The sequence below is a fragment of the Micromonospora sp. CNZ309 genome (assembly GCF_002846525.1).
Window position 1 is genome coordinate 5,462,315 of record NZ_PJNG01000001.1, and the last position, 18,324, is coordinate 5,480,638.

Genomic DNA, 18,324 nt, shown 5'->3' on the forward strand with positions numbered 1-18,324 from the left:
TAGCCTGACACCCCGGGCTCGCCGACCGGTCGCCACCTGGCACCCGAGCCTTCTGGAGGCGAGAAGATGCCAGCGATCGTGCTGCTCGGTGCCCAGTGGGGCGACGAGGGCAAGGGCAAGGTTACCGACCTGCTGGGTGAGCGGGTCGACTACGTCGTGCGCTACTCCGGCGGCAACAACGCCGGCCACACGGTGATCACGCCGGACGGCCAGAAGTACGCGCTGCACCTGATGCCGTCGGGCGCGCTCTCCCCGAGCGCGATGATCGTCATCGGCAACGGCGTCGTGGTCGACCCGAAGGTGCTGCTGGCAGAGATCGACGGGCTCGCCGAGCGCGGCGTCGACGTCAGCCGGCTGCGGATCTCCGGCGACGCGCACCTGATCATGCCCCACCACCGCGCCCTCGACCGGGTGGTCGAGCGCTATCTCGGCAGCTCCCGGATCGGCACCACCGGCCGGGGCATCGGCCCCGCGTACGGGGACAAGGTCGCCCGGATGGGCATCCGGCTCCAGGACCTGCTCGACCCGGGCATCCTGCGCAAGAAGCTGGAACTGGCGCTGCGCGAGAAGAACCAGCTCCTGTTCAAGATCTACAACCGCAAGGCGATCGACGTCGACGAGACCGTCGAGGAATACCTGCGGTACGCGGAGCGGCTCAAGCCGTACATCGCCGAGACCCGGGTGATGCTCTGGGACGCGCTGGACCGCGGCGAGACGGTCCTGCTGGAGGGCGCCCAGGCCACCATGCTCGACATGGACCACGGCACGTACCCCTTCGTGACCTCGTCGAACCCGACGGCCGGCGGGGCCTGCGTGGGCGCCGGTATCCCGCCGACGGCGATCAGCAAGGTGATCGCGGTCAGCAAGGCGTACACGACGCGCGTCGGCTCCGGGCCGTTCCCGACGGAGCTGTTCGACGACAACGGGCAGCACCTGCGCAAGATCGGCCACGAGTACGGCACCACCACCGGCCGGGAGCGCCGCTGCGGCTGGTTCGACGCCGTCGTCGCCCGGTACGCCTGCCGCCTCAACGGCGTCACGGACCTGGTGGTCACCAAGCTGGACGTGCTCACCGGCCTCCCGAAGGTGCCGATCTGCGTCGGTTACGAGATCAACGGCGAGCGCTTCGACGACATGCCGATGACCCAGACCGACTTCCACCACGCGACTCCGATCTACGAGGAGCTCGACGGCTGGTGGGAGGACATCACCAAGGCGCGCACCGAGGACGAACTCCCCGAGAACGCGCGCCGCTACATCGCCCGCATCGAGGAACTCTGCGGCACCCGCGTCAGCGTCGTGGGCGTGGGCCCGGGCCGCGAGGAGAACGTCCTCCGCCACCCCCTCCTCCCCTAACCCCTGGCCCTGGGGGAACCTGCGCGTTGATCATGAGGTTCGCGGCGAAGTCGATCGCTATCAGTGCCGCTAACCTCATGATCAACCCTGTCGGGCGATCGGCCAGGGGCGAGGTTTTCCACAGGGGCGGGGTGGTTGTCCACAGGGGGAGCCGGGGACAGGTGAACTGGGCCATGGTGGTCAGCCATGGATCGCGCGGGGGAGTTGCGGCGGATTGCCGCTCGGCAGGACGGGTTGGTGACCCGGGCCCAAGCCATGCGTGTCGGCCTCGGTCGACACGAGATCGACAACCTGGTCAAGTTCGGCCGATGGCGCCGCGTCGCGCGGGCCGTCTATCTCGTCGACAGCAAAGCGACCGAGGAGGCGTCCCGGCGGCACCTGATCCGCGCGGCCCTGCTGTCGCTCGGGCCCCGGGCGCACGCCGTGCTCGGAACGGCCGCCGAGCTTCACGGCATCGCCGGTCTGCCGCCCAGTGACGAGATCCACGTGGCACTGCCCGGTACCTCCGCGAGGTTGGCGCGGATTCGAGAACCGGGTCTCGTGGTTCACCAGATCGAGCACCCGGCGGCCTCGGTCGTCCGCGTCGGCGGTATGCCCGCCACGAGCCCGCTCTGCACCGTGGCCGAGGTGATCCGTCGCGTCGGCCGGTATCCGGCGGTCTCGGTGCTGGACTCGGCGCTGAACCGTCGCCTGATCACCGACGCTGACCTGCTCTCCATCCCGCGTCTGGTCCGAGGCCGGCGGGGCGCCGTGGCCGCGCGCCTGCACCTGGGCGAGGCGGACGGCCGGGCGCAGTCCCCGTTGGAGACCCGCGCGCGGCTTCGCTGCGTTGACGGCAAGGTGCCGCCGGACGTCCTTCAGATCGCGGTGCGGGACGACGATGGCCATCTGCTCGGCATCGGTGACCTCGGTTGGCGAGGCCCGAAGGTGATCGCCGAGGCCGACGGCCGAGGACCCCACGACACCCCCGTGGCAGCCTTTGCCGACCGGCGCAGACAGAACCGCCTGGTCAACGCGGGCTGGACGATGCTCCGCTTCACCTGGTCCGACACCCTCCACCCCGACTACATTCCCTGGACCGTCCGCGAGGCCATCGCCGCTGCCCGGCGCCGTTGATCATGAGGTTTGCGGCGAAGTTGATCGCTATCAGTGCCGCTAACCTCATGATCAACGGGGGCTGGGGAGGGGGTCAGTAGGATGCGGGTGTGCGCGTACTTCTTCTTGGTGGTGGGGGGCGGGAGCATGCGCTCGCGCTCGGGCTGGCTGCGGATCCGGCCGTCGAGCAGCTGATCGCGGCGCCCGGTAATCCCGGCATCGCTCCGCTCGCCTCGCTGCGGGCCGTCGATCCGTGCGATCCGGCGGCCGTCGCCGCGCTGGCGGTGGAGACCGGGGCCGACCTGGTGGTGATCGGGCCGGAGGCGCCGCTGGTGGCCGGGGTCGCCGACGCCGTACGCGCCAAGGGGATCGCCGCCTTCGGGCCGTCTGGCGAGGCGGCCCGGCTGGAGGGGTCGAAGGCGTTCGCCAAGGACGTCATGACCGCCGCCGGCGTGCCCACCGCCCGCGCGTACACCTGCACGGACGCGGCGAGCACCGGCAGGGCGCTGGACGAGTTCGGCGCGCCGTACGTGGTGAAGAACGACGGGCTCGCCGCCGGCAAGGGTGTCGTGGTGACCGACGACCGCGCCGCCGCGCTGCGGCACGCCGAGGAGTGCGGCCGGGTCGTCGTCGAGGAATACCTGGCCGGCCCGGAGGTCTCCCTCTTCGTGGTCACCGACGGCGAGGCGGCGGTGCCGCTGCTGCCCGCGCAGGACTTCAAGCGGATCGGCGACGGCGACACCGGCCCGAACACCGGCGGCATGGGGGCGTACGCGCCGCTGCCCTGGGCGCCGTCCGGCCTGGTCGACGAGGTCATGCGCGACGTCGTACACCCGACCCTGGCGGAGATGGCCCGCCGGGGCACCCCGTTCGCGGGCCTGCTCTACGTCGGGTTGGCGATCACCGCCGACGGCCCCCGGGTGATCGAGTTCAACGCCCGTTTCGGTGACCCGGAGACGCAGGTGGTGCTCGCGCTGCTGGAGACGCCGCTGGCCGGGCTGCTGCACGCCGCCGCGACCGGCACGCTGGCCGGGCACCCGCCGCTGCGTTGGCGCGACGGCGCCGCCGTCACGGTCGTGGTCGCCGCCGAGGGCTACCCGGCCGCCCCGCGTACCGGCGATGTGATCACCGGGGGCGAGGCGCCGGGGATCATCCACGCCGGCACCCGCCGAGACGCCGACGGGGCGCTGCGCTCCGCCGGTGGCCGGGTCCTCTGCGCCACCGCCACCGGCGCCGACCTGCCCGCCGCGCGGGACGCCGCGTACGCGCTGGTGGGTGGGGTGGAGTTGGCCGGGGCACAGCACCGCACCGACATCGCCTCCGCCGCCGTCGAGGGGCGGATCAGCATTCCGGGCTGACCGGGCAACCTCCACCCTCCCCGCCTCCGTTTGAGCGGTGAGGCGAGGAGGTGGCGGGATTGCCTGCCGACATCGAGGGCTACCGCGAGTACGTCGGGGCGCGGCTGGAACCGTTGCGCCGCACGGCGTACCTGCTCTGCGGCGACTGGCACACGGCCGACGACCTGGTGTCGACGGCGCTGGTCAAGCTGCTGCGGCACTGGCGGCGCGTGTCGCGGATGGACAGCCCCGACGCGTACGTCCGGCGCACCCTGCTCCGGGTCTGGCTGGACGAGCGGCGCCGACCGTGGCGGCGCGAGGCCGCCTGGGCCGAGGTCCCCGACGGCGCCGTCCGTTGCGCCACCGACGGTGCCGCGGACCGGCTGACCATCCTCGCCCTGCTGGCCGAGCTGCCGCCGCGCCGCCGCGCGGTCCTGGTGTTGCGCTACTTCTGCGACCTGTCCGTGGAGGAGACCGCCCGGGAACTCGGCTGCACCACCGGCACCGTCAAGAGCCAGTCGGCGCGCGCGATCGAGGCGTTGCGGGGCCGCCTCGTCGATGTGCCGGCCCGACCCGAGGGGGCACGCACCGATGGATGATCTCTCCGAGCAGTTCCGGGTGGCAGTGGCCGCCGCGCCGCCGACCCGGATCGACGTGGACCAGCTGATCGCCGACGACCGGCGGCGCCGCCGTCATCGGACCTGGGCGGCGGCGGGCACCGGGGTCGCGGTGGTGGCCGCAGTCGCGGTGACACCGGCGCTGCTCGTTGGCCCGGCCGCCGGGCCGGCAGGACTCACCCTGCCGGTCGGTGGCGGCTCGCCGTCCGCCGACGCGTCGCTCTGTCCGGTGGTGGAACCGGAGCCCAGTGGTCCGCCGGCGCCCCAGCAGTCGTACGACACGGTGCGCGACCGGCCGACCGAGCGCCCCGACGCGGGCGTCGCCCGGCTGACCCTCGTGCTGCGTCCGGCGCTGTCGGCCGTCGTGCCGGCGGGGCTGTCGGTTGACGGCACGATCCCCGGCTGCGACCCGGTCCAGTTCACCTACGAGAAGAGCCACTGGCACTACTACGCCCATGCCCGGCTGACGGGGAGCGGACAGGTCGACAACCTGACGGTGTCACTCATCCCGACGGCTGCCGATGAGCCCGTCGGGTGTGCCGCCTCTCCCGACCCTGGTTCCTGTACGGGCAGCAGCCAACTGCCGGACGGCGGGACCCTCACCTTCGGCGCGGCCAGACCCGGTAAGGAGGGCGCTGAGCGGCGCTGGGCGCAGGTGCAACGGGCGGACGGTACGACCGTGACGGTGACGACGGACAACTATCACATCGATGGTGGGGAGGACGGCGTGCCACGGACGTTCCGGTTCGGTCCGCCGCCGGTGCTCACCGTGGCGCAGTTGACGGCCATCGCCACCACGCCCGGGTTGACGCTCCATCCCTGACGCGGGAGGTCAGCCCCGAACGGGTGCGTCCCGGTGCGGGGCGGGCGGCCACAGCTGTTCGACCCGGACGCGCCCCTGTACGCGGGGCGCGTCCCGGTGCGACGCGGGGGCGTACTGCCCGTTGAGCGGGACGCGTTCCTCCACCCGGTTCGTCGGGCCGCCGGGCGGGGCGGGCGGGTAGCGGGGTGGCTCGTCCAGCGCCCGCAGTGCCGGCAGCGGCGCGGCGCCCAGGGTCGCCACCAGCAGCGCCACGGCCAGCACCAGGAAGGCGGTACGCAGGCCGAGCCACTCCACCAGTGGCCCGGCGAGCAGGTAGCCGGCCGGGCCGGCGGCGTACGCGAAGGAGGTCATCACCCCGACCACGCGCCCGCGCAACCGTTCGGGCGTGCGGGTCTGCATGGCGTAGTTGGACAGCGGGTTGACCGGCCCGTACGCGAGCCCGATCGCGACGGCGAAGCCGATCATGGCCGGGAACGGCGGCAGGGTGGCCAGCCCCACGAGGGCCATCCCGATGACGACGAGGGCGATCACCATCAGGGTGTGCCGCCGGATCAGTCGGCCCGCCACCCCGGAGGCGAGCGCACCGACGACTCCGCCGGCGCTCATCGCCATGAGCAGCGCGCCGAGCCGGGCCGGTTCCCCCCGACCGACGAACCACGCCGGCAGCAGCACGCCCTCGACCGGCAGGTAGAGCGCGGCCAGCACCATCGTGAGCAGCGCGATGGTCCGCAGCAGCCGGTCCCGCCAGACGAACCGCAGCCCCTCGACGGTGCCGCGCCACAGCCCGGACGGGGGGCGTTCGGGGCGGCCGGCCCCCGGCAGCCGGACGGCGGCGATCATCGCGACGGCCAGCGCGAATCCGGTGGCGGTGACCCAGAGCGTCGAGCCGGGGCCGATCGCGGCGATGAGCACGCCGCCGACGCCGGGCCCGATGAGGAAGGCGAGTCCCCAGACCGCCTCGTGCACCCCGTTGGCGCGTTCGATGCGCCAGCCGGCGGCCTGTGCGGCGGCCGGCAGCAGGGTCTCCCGGGCGGTCAGGCCGGCCGGGTCGAACACCGCCCCGAGCACGGCCAGCGCCACGATCCAGCCGAGGTTCAGCCCGAGCAGCGCGTCGACCACCGGGATCGCGGCGACCGAGACGGCGGAGAGCGTGTCGGAGACCAGCGCCGTACGCCGCCGGCCGAGCAGGTCCACGACGGTGCCGGAGACGAGGCCGGACAGCAGCAGCGGCAGGGCGGTGGCCGCCGCGACCACGCCGGCGGCGGTGGGGCTGCCGGTGCGTTCGAGCACCAGCCAGGGCAGGGCCACGTTGGCCACCCCGTTGCCGGTGTTGGAGAGCAGGGTCGCCGCCTCGACCAGCAGCAGCGGTGCCATCCGGGGCCGTGGCTGACGGTGACGGGCATGGTGGCGGTGTCGGGCACGGCGGCGCGGTCCGGAACCGATCATGGTGCCGCCAGCCTAGGGGCGGGGGAGCATCCGGGCAGTAACGGCCGGGGAACGGTCAGCTGTAGTAGTAGCGGTGCAGCTCGCGGGCCAGCACCTTGCCGGTGGCGTTGCGGGGCAGGTACTTCACGAAGACCACGTCCCGGGGTACGGAGAACCGGGCCAGGTAGTGCCGGACGTACTCGCGGACGGCCTCCGGGTCGAGCGTCTCGCCGGGGTGCAGGGCGAGGAACGCGGCGAGCCGCTGGCCGTACCGGGGGTCCGGCACGCCGATCACGGCGGCCTCGCGTACCTGCGGCAGCCGGGCGATCAGGTCCTCCACCTCGGACGGGAACACGTTCTCCCCGCCCGAGACGATCATGTCGTCGGCCCGGCCGTCGACGAAGAGCAGCCCGTCGGCGTCGAGCCGCCCCAGGTCGCCCGTGTCGAGCAGGCCGCCGCGGTGCTCCCGGACGGCCCCGGAGGTGTAGCCCTCGAAGAGCATCTCGTTGCCGACGAAGATCCGGCCGACCTGCCCGGCCGGCACCGGCTCGCCGGCCGCGTCGAGGATCTCCAACCGGGTGCCGTGCGGCGGGCGGCCGGCGGTGGTCGGAGCCGCGCGCAGGTCGGCGGGGCCGGCGATGGAGGCCCAGGAGACCTCGGTGGAGCCGTAGAGGTTGTGCAGCACGTCGCCGTAGACGTCCATGAACCGCAGGGCGAGGCCGCCCGGCAGCGCGGAACCGCTTACCGCGACCACCTTCAGCGGGGGACGGGGGTCCGGCGGCGGCACCTCCAGCAGCCGTTGCAGCATCACCGGTACGGCGAAGAGGGCGTCGCAGCGCTGTGCCACCAGGGCGGCCAGCGTGGCGGCCGGGTCGAAGCGGCGGTGCAGCACGATCGTGGCGCGCAGGGCGAAGCACACCTGGAGGGCGGCGTATCCCCAGGTGTGGAAGAGCGGCGCGGCGATCATGACGGTGTCCCGGGCGTGCAGCGGGATGCGGTCGATGATGGAGACCAGCGGGCCGAAGCCGTTCGGGGTGGGGCGCCGGGCGCCCTTGGGTGCGCCGGTGGTGCCGGAGGTGAGCACGATGATCCGGCCGTCGCGCCCGGGGGGACGCAGCTCCCCGGAAAGCGAGCCGACCACGAGTTCCTCCCGGGCGCGCTCGTCGAGGCGCAGCACCTCAGCGGCGAGGTTGGCGACCCGGTCGTCGAACTCGGCGTCGTGCACCAGCACCCGCAGCCGCTGCTCCTGCGCGACGGTGGCGAGCTGACCGGCGGAGAGCCCGGTGTTGACCAGCACCGCGTCCGCGCCGAGCAGGGTGGCGGCCACGATCGACTCGACCAGGCCGGGATGGTTGCGGCAGAGCACGCCGACCCGGTCGCCGGGCCGCACCCCGAGCGCTGTCCGCATCCCCCGGGCCAGCCGCTCCGACCGGTCGAGCAGTTCGGCGTACGTCAGGCCGGTGCCCTGCTCGTCGACGAGGGCCGTGCGGTCGGGGTCGCGGGCGGCGGCCTGGCGCAGTTCGCCGGCGATGTTCCAGCCCCACCTGCGCAGCGCCTGGAGCTGGGCGGCGACGCGGATCGGCCGGCCGGGGGCGAGCAGCCCGCGTCGGGTCAGGGTGGCGACGACGAACGGCAGGTCCATGACGCAACCTCCTCAGGCGGTGCGCGTGGGACCCCGGGCCGGGGCCCCACGCGGGCGGTCTGGAGATCAGGTGCGCGGTGGTACGGGTGCGGCGGCCGCCCGGACCGGCACGTGTCCGGTACGGCAGCGCGCCGGCGGCCGGTCAGCGGATCTGGACGCCCGAGATGGCCCGGGAGATGACCAGCCGCTGGATCTCGGAGGTGCCCTCGAAGATGGTGTAGATCTTGGCGTCGCGGTACCAGCGCTCGACCGGGTGGTCCCGCAGGAAGCCGGCCCCGCCGAGCAACTGCACGGCCTTGTCGGTGACGGAGACGGCCACCTCGCCGGCCTTCAGCTTGGACATCGAGCCCTCGCCGGCGGTGAAGGGCCGGTTGTTGCGGCCCATCCAGGATGCCCGCCACACCAGCAGCCGGGCGGCGTCGATCTCCATCTTCATGTCGGCCAGCGCGAACGCGACCGCCTGGTTCTCGATGATCGGGCGGCCGAACTGCACCCGTTCCTTCGCGTAGTCCAGGGCGTACTCGTAGGCGGCCCGCGCCACGCCCAGCGCCTGCGCGCCGACGGTGGGCCGGGACAGCTCGAAGGTGCGCATCGCCGCCTGACCCGAGGCGCGCTTGCCGGAGCGGGCCCGGTCGAGGCGTTCGAGCAGGGCGTCCCGGCCGCCGAGCAGGCAGCGCCCCGGTACGCGTACGTCGTCGAGGAAGACGTCGGCGGTGTGCGACGCGCGCAGGCCCAGCTTGCGCAGCTTGCGGGTCGCGGTGAGGCCGGCGGTGCCCGGCGGTACGACGAACGCCGCCTGCCCGCGGGAGCCGAGCGCCGGGTCGACCGAGGCGGTGACCACGTGCACCCCGGCGATCCCGCCGTTGGTGGCGTACGCCTTCTGCCCGCGCAGCACCCACTCGTCGGTGGCCTCGTCGTAGACCGCCCGGGTGCGCATCGCGCCGACGTCGGAGCCGGCCTCGGGCTCGGTGGTGCAGAACGCGGCGACGGCCGGCTCGTCGACGGTGCCGAAGCACTGCGGCACCCACTCGACCATCTGGTCGGGCGTGCCGGCGCCGTAGATGGCGGCCACCGCGAGGGAGGTGCCGAAGATGCCCAGCCCGATGCCGGCGTCACCCCAGAAGAGTTCCTCGCTGGCGATCGGGAGGGAGAGGCCGGTGGGGTCGGCCCAGCAGGTGGCGAGGAACTCGAAGCCGTACAGGCCGACCTTCGCCGCCTCCTGGATGATCGGCCACGGGGTCTCCTCCCGGGCGTCCCACTCGGCCGCGGCCGGGCGCACGACCTCGGCGGCGAAGCCGTGCACCCAGTCGCGCAGATCCCGCTGTTCCTCGTTCAGGTCGAGCGAGAACTCGGCCATGTCAGGCCTTGGGGATGTCGAACAGGTTGGCGATGTTGGCGGCCAGGCCCAGGTCACCCTTGGCCTTGAGCTTGCCGGTCATGAACATCATGACGGGGTTCGCGCCACCGGAGACGATCTTCAGGAACTCGACCGGGCCCATCGTGAGGCTGAGCTTCGGGTCGTGCTGCGGGGTCTCGTTGACGGTGCACGCGCCGTCGGCGATGACCACCTCGTAGGTGTCGGTGCCACCGTCGGGTCGGCCGGTGATGTTCCAGTGGATGACCGCGTTGGTCGAGCCGGCCCGGTCGGCGCGGAAGAGCTGCGGCATCCGGCCGAAGACCTCACCGAGGATCTTGCCGCGCAGGTCGCCGGACATCACCTCGGCGATCTTGTCGTCCGGGGTGGACTTGACCAGCTGGGCGAACTCCTTGGGGCCGACGTTCGCGAAGTTGGCCGGGTCGAAGTCAGTCATGGGGCTGCACCTTCCGGGTGTTGGCTACTCGTGCGTAACCTTACGGGCGAGTAGGTATGCTCGCAAGGTGTCCACCCCACCCACCTTCAAGCGCCTACCCCGCGCCGTACGCGAGCAGCAGATGCTCGACGCGGCCGTGAAAGTGTTCTCACGCAGGGGTTTCCACGCGGCCAGCATGGACGAGATCGCCGAGGACGCCGGCATCTCCAAGCCCATGGTCTACGCGTACCTCGGCACGAAGGAAGAACTCTTCGTCGCCTGCCTGCACCGGGAGGGCACCCGGATGATGCAGGCCATCGCCGGGGCGGCCGCCCCCGAACTGCCGGCCGACGAGCGACTCTGGCGGGGGCTGCGCGCGTTCTTCGGCTTCGTCGGGGCGCACCGCGACGGGTGGGCGGTGCTCTACCGGCAGGCCCGGGGCGAGCAGCCCTTCGCCGGCGAACTGGCCGGCATGCGGGCCCGGCTGGTCGATGTGGTCGCCGGGATGCTCGATCACGCGCTGCGCGCCGAGGGCCGCGAGGTGGGCGAGACCGACCTGGAGGTCGTCGCGTACGCCCTCGTGGGGGCGACCGAGTCGCTGGCGGACTGGCTCGCCGACCACCCGGAGGCCGACCCGGAGAAGACCGCCACCCGGATGATGAACGTCGCCTGGCTGGGCGCCGGCCAACTCCTCCGTGGCGCCACCTGGCACCCACGGGCCACCCCGTCCTGACCCGCCCCCACCCTGCCTTCCCGCCACCCTTCAGCCGCACGAGCTTCAGCCGCACGAGTGGAACACCACGGGTGTCTGCGGGCCGCGGTGACACCCATGGCGTTCCACTCGTCGCCGTAGTCGCCGTCGTTGCTGGGGAGGACTGACGTGTCTACCGGTGGCGGCGGCGTAGCCAGCGCAGCGACTCCAGCGCGAGGGTGACCGCCAGCGACAGGCCCACGCCGGCGAGGACACCCCTGACCGGGTCGCGTTCGAAGGCCAGCCCGCCGAAGTAGCCGAGCAGGGCGCTGTAGAGCGCCCAACTCACCGCCGCGACCGCGTCGAAGAGCAGGAACGACCGCAGCGGGTAGCGGATCGCGCCCATGGTGAGGGTGACCGCCGTCCGGCCGCCGGGCAGGTACCGGGCGGTGGTCAGGATCAGCCCGCCGCGCCGGCACAGCGCCCGCCGGGCCCACTCGGAGCTGGCCCGGCGCCGGCTGTCCGCCGGGAAGCGGGCGAGCCGCTTCGCGCCGCCGCCGCGCCCGATGGCGTACGAGAGGTGGTCGCCGGCGCAGGCGCCCAGCGCGGCGGCGACGATCACCGCCGCCAGCTCGGGGTTGCCGCCGGTGGCGAAGACGGCGGCGGTGATCACGGCTGCCTCGCCGGGTACGGCGGGGAAGAACGCGTCGACTGCGGTGAGCCCGAAGATCAGCAGGTACACCCACGGTGAGGTGATCAGCTGCCGGAGCAGGTCGATCGCGGACTCCATGCCTCCCATGCTGGCCGGGCGCGACCCGACCGGTGGCCGAGTCGCCGGATCACCCGCAACGGGCCCCGGCGGGCCTCGGCGTCACGCCCGTCGCTCCGGCGGGCTCCGGCGTCACGCCGCCGTCCCTGCGGCGGGGAGGGGCGGTCCCCGACGGGGCGAGGAGCGGGCCGTGCGGGGTCTTGTCGTCGGCCGTCGGGCCCCGCGAGGTCAGCACCACGGGCGCGCCCAGCTCCTCCCGCACCGCCGCCGTCCAGTCGGGCGGCGGGGCGTCGTCGTACACGGGGCGGGAGCGCAGCAGGCGGGCGGTGAGCGCGGCCTGCCGGTCCAGGTCGCCGGGCGGTCCCGGGGCGAGCCGGTCGGTGGTGTCGTAGCGGCGGCAGATCCGCAGCCCGGGGCCGGCGAGGTCGACGTGGGTGAGCGCCAGGCCGTCGACCCCGCCGGCGGCGGCGAGGGCGTACCGGTGGGCGACCGCGTCGAAGTGGCCGAACCGGAACCGCCCCTGCCACGGGTTGGTCGGGTTGTGCGGGTCGGTCAGCGGCAGGGTCGGGTCCTCCGTCACCAGCGGGCCGGGGCCGTGCCGGGTGGTGACCACGCGCAGCACCCCGATCCGGGTGGCCGTACCGGCCTGGCCCGCCTCGGCGAGCAGGCCGTCGACGTTGGCGAAGGTGGTGGTGCTCCACGTCGTGTACGGGTGGAAGCCGTGCCACTCGTCGAGCAGCACCCCCTGCGCGCCCTCGAAGACGCAGGTGCCGGCGCGCAGTGCCCCGGCCAGCCAGCTCCGGTCGACGATCGCGACCCGCGCGGCGAAGCCGGTGAACGCGGGCAGGCAGTCGGCGACGGGTGGTGCGTCCAGCGGGCCGAGCTCGGCGGTCAGCCGGTCCCGCAGGGCGGTCAGCCGGCGGCGCAGCCGCCCCGGGTCGGCGCAGTCGGCCACCCGGGGCGCCTCGTCGGGGTGGGCGAGACCGTACGCGACGGCCTCGCCCACCCCGAGCCCGCAGGAGCCGTGCCGGTCGGCTCCCCGGGCGATCTCCCGGGCCCGGTTGGCGGCCCGGTGGTACGGGGTGGCGAGCAGCGCCTCCCCGTCGACGGTCAACCGGTCGAGCGCGTCGGGCACCCCGACCGATGCGAGGTGGTCGGCCTCGGCGGCCAGCGCCAGCGGGTCCACCACCACGTGCCGCGACAGGTGCGTACGGACGCCGGGATGGAACGTGCCGGCCCCGAACTGCGCGAACGTGTGGTGCCGCCCGTCGCGCAGCACGACGTTGTGCGCCGCCTGCGCGCCCCCGTTGAAGCGGATCACCGTGTGCACGGGCCGGGTGGCGCAGAGCCAGTCCACGACCGTGCCCTTGCCCGCGTCGCCGTAGCCGAGGTCCACCACCGCGACGTGCCTGCTCACCGGACCTCCCCGCAGCCGCCGCCGGAGCCCTGCCCGCTGCCGCAGCAGCGGCCGGAGCCGCCGCCGACCGCCGTCACGTGGTTCACAGCCGGGTCACCTCGCCGCCGGTGTCGCGGAACGCGGGCAGCGTCGACACCTCGGCACGCCGTCCGCCGCGCAGGCGGGCCAGCGCCTTCGAGACGGTGCCGGTGGCACCGGAGCCGGCCCGGTCGAGGTCGCGCAGGCCCTCGTCCAGGTCGATGGCCTGCTCGCCGAGCCCGACCGTGAGCGCGATCGTCTCGCAGACCGCGTCGAGGTCGTCCAGCACGACGGCGTTCTGCCCGAGCAGGTCCCGCCACGAGTCGAGCACCTTGGCGTTGCCGGAGTAGTGGCTGCCGGCGGGGAGCAGGTAGTAGGTGTCCCAGCGGCGGGTCACCTCGTCGACGATCTGCCGCAGCGGCACGTCCTCGCGCAGGTCGCCGCCGATGACACGGGCCACCTCCCGGGACTTCACCTGCGGGTACGCCAGCTCGTCGCCGATGATGAACAGGTAGCCGCGCCGGCCGCGCTTCTCCCAGGAGTCGGTCACGGTGTGCCGGGCCATGAAGTACATGGCCAGCTCGTACGACTCGGTCATCTGCCCGCCGCCGCCGCCCTCCAGCACGATCCGGCCCAGGTCGTCGTCCATCCGGTTGTCCGACTCGAACTGGCCGACCTGCAACGGCACCCGGTCGCAGGTGGCGTCGCCGATCGCGCCGAACATGATCTGCGGGTCGCTGGCGTAGCCCTGCCGTTGCAGCAGCCCGAGCAGCTGCGGCAGCTTGGTCTGCAGGACGCGCGGCACGTTGCGCATCGAGCCGGTGACGTCGAAGAGCACCGCGATGGGCGTCGACCGGGGGTGCTCGTCGGAGTCGCGGCTCTCGCGCGTCGCGTCGCGCGGGTCGAGGGCGGGGTGCACCTTGCGCGCCCCGCTGTCGCTGTAGGAGAACGCACTCCTGCCGGTCTTCCGGCGGTAGCGGTCGGCGGCGTCGTACACGTCGGTGGACCACATTCCACTGCCCATGACAGCTCCTTAGGGGTTGAGGGTGAAGGGTCGGAAGGTGCGTGGCCCGTAGAGCCGGTCCAGCACCTCGTCCAGTTCGCGCAGCAGCCGCCACGCGTCGTCGGGCCGGGCGTCCAGGGCCCGCTGGCGGCAGCCCCGCGCGAAGGCGTCCAGCTCGCGGGGCGCGCGCGGCCCCATCAGCCAGCTCATGCAGAGGCTCGCCATCGCGATGTCGGTGCCCGGCCCGCAGGGTCGCTTTCGGGGGATCTCGTCGGGGTACCACCGCGCGTCGTAGCCGGGCACCAGCGCGGGGACGGTGCTGCCGACGGGCGCGGAGAAGCACCAGTCGACCAGCACCACGCCGTGCCCGTCCGGCTCGATCAGCACGTGCGGCGGCAGGACCGCGCCGTGCACGATGCCCGCCCGGTGGGCCAGGCCGAGCGCCACGAGCAGCCGGCGCCACATCCAGGCCACGTCGCGGGCGTCGACCCCGTCCGGGTACGCGCGCCGCACCTCGTCGAGGTCGTGCAGGCCGGGCGCGGTGGCGAGCACGTTGATCCGCCGTTCGGCGCCGGTGGGGGCCTCGCGGTGCCGGAACGAGTCCACCAGCCGGGGCACGTACGGCAGGTAGCGCGGGTCGCCGCGCTCGGCGATGGTGCGCAGGGCGTGCGCCTCGCGGGCCATCAGGTCGTTGTCGGTGGGGCGCCGGGGCAGCTTGAGCAGCCGGTCGGCGCCGACGTCGTAGAGGTCGGCCAGGTCGCCCGAGTGGGCCGGCGCGCCGAGGCGGTAGTCGCCGAGGATGGTGACCGGCCGGGCCTTCCAGCGGGTGGTGACCCGGATGAACGCGTCGGTGGCCTCGGCGCGTACGGCCGGGTCGGCGGGCAGGCGGTCGGGGTGCAGGGCCGCGACCAGCTCGCGGTAGCGCCGGGCCGGCTGGTCCGTGCCGAACAGGTCGGCGTCGGTGCGGGCCGCCGCGACCAGGCGGATGGCTTCGGCGGTCCTCATCGGACCGTCTCCTCCCGGGCGGGGCGCAGCAGCGCCGGGTGCAGCAGCCGGGCGTCGCCGGCCCGGTAGAGCTTGGCGCGGGGGCCGCCCCGGGCGCCGCCGCGCTCGGTGCTGGTGCCGGTGCTCTCCACGAAGCCCGGCACCGAGAGCACCTTGCGGTGGAAGTTGCCGGCGTGCAGCGGGTGGCCCCAGACCGTCTCGTAGACGGCGCGCAGCTCGCTGATCGTGAACTCGCCGGCGAGGAAGCGCGTGGCGAGCGGGGTGTATTCCAGCTTGGACCGGGCCCGCTCCAGCGCGTCGTCGATGATCCGGCCGTGGTCGAAGGCGAGCTGCCGGCTGGTCAGGGCGGTCACCGGCAGCCAGGTCGCCTCGTCGGCGTCGGTGCCGGCAGCCGGGTCGGGCAGGTCGGGGGCGAACGCGAGGTGGGCGACGGAGACGACGCGCATCCGCGGGTCGCGGTCGGGGGTGCCGTAGCTGCCCAACTGCTCCAGGTGTACGCGGCGCAGCTCCTCGCCGCCGAGCCCGGTCTCCTCGGCCAGCTCCCGCCGGGCGCCGGCCGCGAGGTCCTCGTCGGGGCGGACGAATCCGCCGGGCAGCGCCCAGTGGCCCTCGAAGGGGGGCTGGCCGCGCCGGATCAGCAGCAGGTGCAGCGCGCCGTCCCGGATGGTCAGCGCCACCACGTCGACGGTCACGGCGACCGACGGATAGGCCCGGGGGTCGTACGCGGCCAGGAAGTCCTGCTCGTCAACCATGTCTCTCTCATCCTGAGAACATCTCGATATGAGAACAACCTAGCGTACGGAAACGCCCCTGCCAAGCCCGGGAGCGGATCCGGCAGGGGCGCGTCAGCTTCGTCAGGGGTGCGTCGGTCTCGGCGGGGGGCGGCTCAGCGTCAGCCGGGGGCGGCTCAGCGCACGATGCCCGCCAGGTGTGGCCGGCCGCGCGAGTCGTGCAGGGCGAACCCGCCCTCCGGCAGCAGCCCGAAGCTCACCGTGCTCGGCAGCGGCACCGGCAGCTTGAAGGCCACCTCGACCGTGTAGGCGTCCGGCAGCCGGTTCTCCAGCGCAGCCAGGCAGCGGGCCTTGCTCCACATCCCGTGCGCGATCGGCCGGGGGAAACCGAACAGCCGGGCGCCGAGGCGCGAGGTGTGGATCGGGTTGTGGTCGCCGGAGACCCGCGCGTAGTCCGTACCGACGCGGGGTTCGACCCGCCAGCGGGCCGAACCGGCCGGCGTCGCGGGCCGCCCGGCCTGGTCGCGCCGTCCACCGCCGCCCCGCTTGCCCTCCCTGCCGAGGTACGTCGAGACGCCCCGCCAGACCTCCTCCCCGCCGACCGAGCCGACGAGCACCACGTCGACCTGCCGCCCCCGGTCGTGCGGGCGCAGGTTCTCGGCGTACGCGCGGAAGTCGAGGGTCTCGTCGGCGGTGACCGGGCGGTGCACGGTGATCCGGTTGCCGACGTGCACCACGCCGGTCAGCGGGATGGGGAACTCGGGCGCGGTCATCAGCCGCAGCGCCAGCGGAAAGCCCATGACGTGCGGGAACGTGGCGGGCAGCCGGTCGGTGAGCCGGAACCCGCAGACCCGGTCGTAGTCGGCGAGGTGCGTCCGGTCGACGGCGATCCCGCCGACGGCCAGCTCGACAGCCGGGACGCCCGCCGAGCGCCGCCCACCGCCGAAGCCGGGCAGCGCGCCGAGCAGCGCCCGCCGGTAGAGCGCCCCGGCCGCCGGCATCCGGGGCAGCTCGACGCGCTCCCGGGCAACCGTCCCGGCCGGGCCCCGACCCGAGAGGTCCTGCGTCGCCTCGGCGGCGGAGGCGGAGAGGTCGTGCGTCTGCTCGAGGCTCAGGTCGTGGCCGGACGCTTCCGGCCCGCGGATCGCGTCCAGGGTGTCCTGCGACAGGATCTCGGTCGGGCCGTCGATCAGCTCGTGCACCGACAGGTCGTCCGGGTCCTGCGCCGGCTGTCCTCTCCTCGCCATCACGCCCCCAGCAGACTCTGGCCGCAGACCCGGACGACGTTGCCGCTGACCGCGCCGGAGGCCGGCCAGGCCAGCCAGCCGATGGTCTCGGCGACGTCCACCGGCAGCCCGCCCTGGGACATGCTGTTCATCCGCCGGCCCGCCTCGCGCAGCACCAGCGGGATGCGCGCCGTCAGCCGCGTCTCGATGAACCCGGGGGCGACCGCGTTGACGCTGATCTGCCGCCCGCGCAGCGCCGGGGCGAGCGACTCGACCAGCCCGACCACGCCCGCCTTGCTGGTGGCGTAGTTGGTCTGGCCCCGGTTGCCGGCGATGCCGGCGATCGAGGAGACCGAGACGATCCGGCCGCCCGCCGGGATCAGTTCCCGCTCCAGCAGCACGTCGTTGATCCGTTCCTGGCTGGAGAGGTTGACGTCGATGACCGAGTCCCACCGGTCGGCGTCCATCCGGCCGAGGGTCTTGTCGCGGGTGATCCCGGCGTTGTGTACCACCACGTCGACCCGGCCGTGCCGGTCGGCGAGGTGCGCGGCGAGCCGCGCCGGAGCGTCGGGGGCGGTCAGGTCCAGCTGGACGGCCGTGCCGCCGATCTCGTTGGCGACCGCCGCCAGCTCGTCCCCCGCCGCCGGGATGTCCAGCGCCACCACCCGGGCCCCGTCGCGGGCCAGCACCCGGGCCAGCGCCGCGCCGATGCCCCGGGCCGCCCCGGTGACCAGCACGACCTGCCCGTCCAGCGGGCGGTCCCAGTTGGTTGGGGCGACGGCCGTGCCGGCACCGACCCGGACCACCTGCCCCGAGACGTACGCGGACCGGCCGGAGAGCAGGAACCGCAGGGTCGCCTCCACGCTGGTCCAGGTGCCGGCGTCCGGGTCCTTCGTCACGTGGACGAGCTGGGCGGTGACGCCCCGGCCGAACTCCTTGCCGATGCTGCGGGTCAGCCCCTCCAGGGCCCGCTGGGCGGTCGCCTCCCGGGGCGAGCCGCACTCGCCGGGCGGGGTGCCGAGCACGACGACCCGGCCGCTGGGCAGCACCGAGCGGGCGCGCGGGTGGAAGAAGTCGTACAGCTGGCGCAGCTCGGCGGAGTCGGTGACGCCGGTGGCGTCGTACACCAGGGCGGCGAAGCGCTCGGTGGACTCCGCGGCGCCCGGATCGCGCAGCTCGACCCCGGCGGCGGTCAGGAGCTTGCCGGCCTGCCCGGCGAGCCGGCCGCCGGTCGCGGCGCCCAGCAGGACGGGGCCGGGCACGATGGGGTCGCCGGGGGTGTGTCGGCGCAGTCGCGGCGGGTCGGGCAGCCCGAGGCGCTTGACCAGCGTGCGGCCGGCCCCCGATCGGACGAAGCTCGCGTACCTGTCGGTCATAGG

At 74.0% G+C, this 18,324-nt stretch carries 17 protein-coding genes; 6 read left to right on the forward strand and 11 right to left on the reverse strand.

The window, feature by feature from the left end; all coding sequences use genetic code 11:
• Positions 1 to 66: 66 nt before the first annotated feature.
• The 5 genes from CLT72_RS23200 to CLT72_RS23220 all read left to right on the forward strand — a co-directional run bounded on the left by CLT72_RS23200 (position 67) and on the right by CLT72_RS23220 (position 5,228).
• Complete coding sequence (locus CLT72_RS23200) at positions 67 to 1,356, forward strand: adenylosuccinate synthase (protein ID WP_101413582.1); 1,290 nt, start codon at positions 67 to 69, stop codon at positions 1,354 to 1,356.
• 186 nt (positions 1,357 to 1,542) lie between these two features.
• On the forward strand, positions 1,543 to 2,472 hold the full coding sequence (locus CLT72_RS23205) for a type IV toxin-antitoxin system AbiEi family antitoxin domain-containing protein (RefSeq protein ID WP_101413583.1): 930 nt from the start codon (positions 1,543 to 1,545) through the stop codon (positions 2,470 to 2,472).
• Between the two features lie 89 nt (positions 2,473 to 2,561).
• Positions 2,562 to 3,809: a phosphoribosylamine--glycine ligase gene (purD, locus tag CLT72_RS23210; RefSeq protein WP_101413584.1), complete on the forward strand. Its 1,248-nt coding sequence runs from the start codon at positions 2,562 to 2,564 to the stop codon at positions 3,807 to 3,809.
• 59 nt (positions 3,810 to 3,868) lie between these two features.
• Positions 3,869 to 4,387, forward strand: a complete 519-nt coding sequence (locus CLT72_RS23215; RefSeq protein WP_101413585.1) for a SigE family RNA polymerase sigma factor — start codon at positions 3,869 to 3,871, stop codon at positions 4,385 to 4,387.
• Complete coding sequence (locus CLT72_RS23220) at positions 4,380 to 5,228, forward strand: hypothetical protein (protein ID WP_144082315.1); 849 nt, start codon at positions 4,380 to 4,382, stop codon at positions 5,226 to 5,228. Before CLT72_RS23215 ends, CLT72_RS23220 begins: the two co-directional genes overlap by 8 nt.
• A 9-nt stretch (positions 5,229 to 5,237) precedes the next feature.
• Here the strand turns inward: CLT72_RS23220 and CLT72_RS23225 are convergent, their stop codons facing one another.
• From CLT72_RS23225 to CLT72_RS23240, 4 genes are all read right to left on the reverse strand, one after another.
• Positions 5,238 to 6,602, reverse strand: a complete 1,365-nt coding sequence (locus CLT72_RS23225; protein ID WP_250102325.1) for an MFS transporter — start codon at positions 6,600 to 6,602, stop codon at positions 5,238 to 5,240.
• A gap of 127 nt (positions 6,603 to 6,729) precedes the next feature.
• Positions 6,730 to 8,295 carry an AMP-binding protein gene (locus tag CLT72_RS23230; protein WP_101413588.1) on the reverse strand — a complete coding sequence of 522 codons (1,566 nt, stop codon included), beginning with the start codon at positions 8,293 to 8,295 and terminating at the stop codon, positions 6,730 to 6,732.
• A gap of 142 nt (positions 8,296 to 8,437) precedes the next feature.
• Positions 8,438 to 9,652 (reverse strand): acyl-CoA dehydrogenase family protein, encoded by a 1,215-nt coding sequence (locus CLT72_RS23235; protein WP_089002640.1) that lies wholly within the window; start codon positions 9,650 to 9,652, stop codon positions 8,438 to 8,440.
• A gap of 1 nt (position 9,653) precedes the next feature.
• Positions 9,654 to 10,106 (reverse strand): SCP2 sterol-binding domain-containing protein, encoded by a 453-nt coding sequence (locus tag CLT72_RS23240; RefSeq protein WP_089002639.1) that lies wholly within the window; start codon positions 10,104 to 10,106, stop codon positions 9,654 to 9,656.
• Between the two features lie 67 nt (positions 10,107 to 10,173).
• On the opposite strand from CLT72_RS23240, the gene CLT72_RS23245 reads away from it, so the two are divergent.
• Complete coding sequence (locus CLT72_RS23245) at positions 10,174 to 10,818, forward strand: TetR/AcrR family transcriptional regulator (protein WP_101413589.1); 645 nt, start codon at positions 10,174 to 10,176, stop codon at positions 10,816 to 10,818.
• Between the two features lie 151 nt (positions 10,819 to 10,969).
• On the opposite strand, the gene CLT72_RS23250 is transcribed toward CLT72_RS23245, so the two are convergent.
• The 7 genes from CLT72_RS23250 to CLT72_RS23280 form a co-directional block, all read right to left on the reverse strand.
• Positions 10,970 to 11,566, reverse strand: coding sequence for a DedA family protein (locus CLT72_RS23250; RefSeq protein ID WP_101413590.1), 597 nt, complete (start codon positions 11,564 to 11,566; stop codon positions 10,970 to 10,972).
• A gap of 49 nt (positions 11,567 to 11,615) precedes the next feature.
• On the reverse strand, positions 11,616 to 12,962 hold the full coding sequence (locus CLT72_RS23255; protein WP_486484313.1) for a P-loop NTPase family protein: 1,347 nt from the start codon (positions 12,960 to 12,962) through the stop codon (positions 11,616 to 11,618).
• 82 nt (positions 12,963 to 13,044) lie between these two features.
• On the reverse strand, positions 13,045 to 14,004 hold the full coding sequence (locus CLT72_RS23260) for a hypothetical protein (protein WP_101413591.1): 960 nt from the start codon (positions 14,002 to 14,004) through the stop codon (positions 13,045 to 13,047).
• 9 nt (positions 14,005 to 14,013) lie between these two features.
• Positions 14,014 to 14,988 (reverse strand): protein kinase family protein, encoded by a 975-nt coding sequence (locus CLT72_RS23265; RefSeq protein ID WP_101413592.1) that lies wholly within the window; start codon positions 14,986 to 14,988, stop codon positions 14,014 to 14,016.
• The gene (locus CLT72_RS23270) at positions 14,985 to 15,740 is read right to left on the reverse strand and encodes an NUDIX hydrolase (RefSeq protein ID WP_101413593.1); all 756 of its coding nucleotides are present in this window, start codon (positions 15,738 to 15,740) and stop codon (positions 14,985 to 14,987) included. Before CLT72_RS23270 ends, CLT72_RS23265 begins: the two co-directional genes overlap by 4 nt.
• A 155-nt stretch (positions 15,741 to 15,895) precedes the next feature.
• Positions 15,896 to 16,720: a MaoC/PaaZ C-terminal domain-containing protein gene (locus CLT72_RS23275; RefSeq protein ID WP_396801586.1), complete on the reverse strand. Its 825-nt coding sequence runs from the start codon at positions 16,718 to 16,720 to the stop codon at positions 15,896 to 15,898.
• Between the two features lie 245 nt (positions 16,721 to 16,965).
• A complete protein-coding gene (locus CLT72_RS23280) occupies positions 16,966 to 18,321 on the reverse strand; it encodes a 3-oxoacyl-ACP reductase (RefSeq protein WP_101413594.1) in 1,356 nt (451 codons plus the stop codon).
• Positions 18,322 to 18,324: the final 3 nt, after the last annotated feature.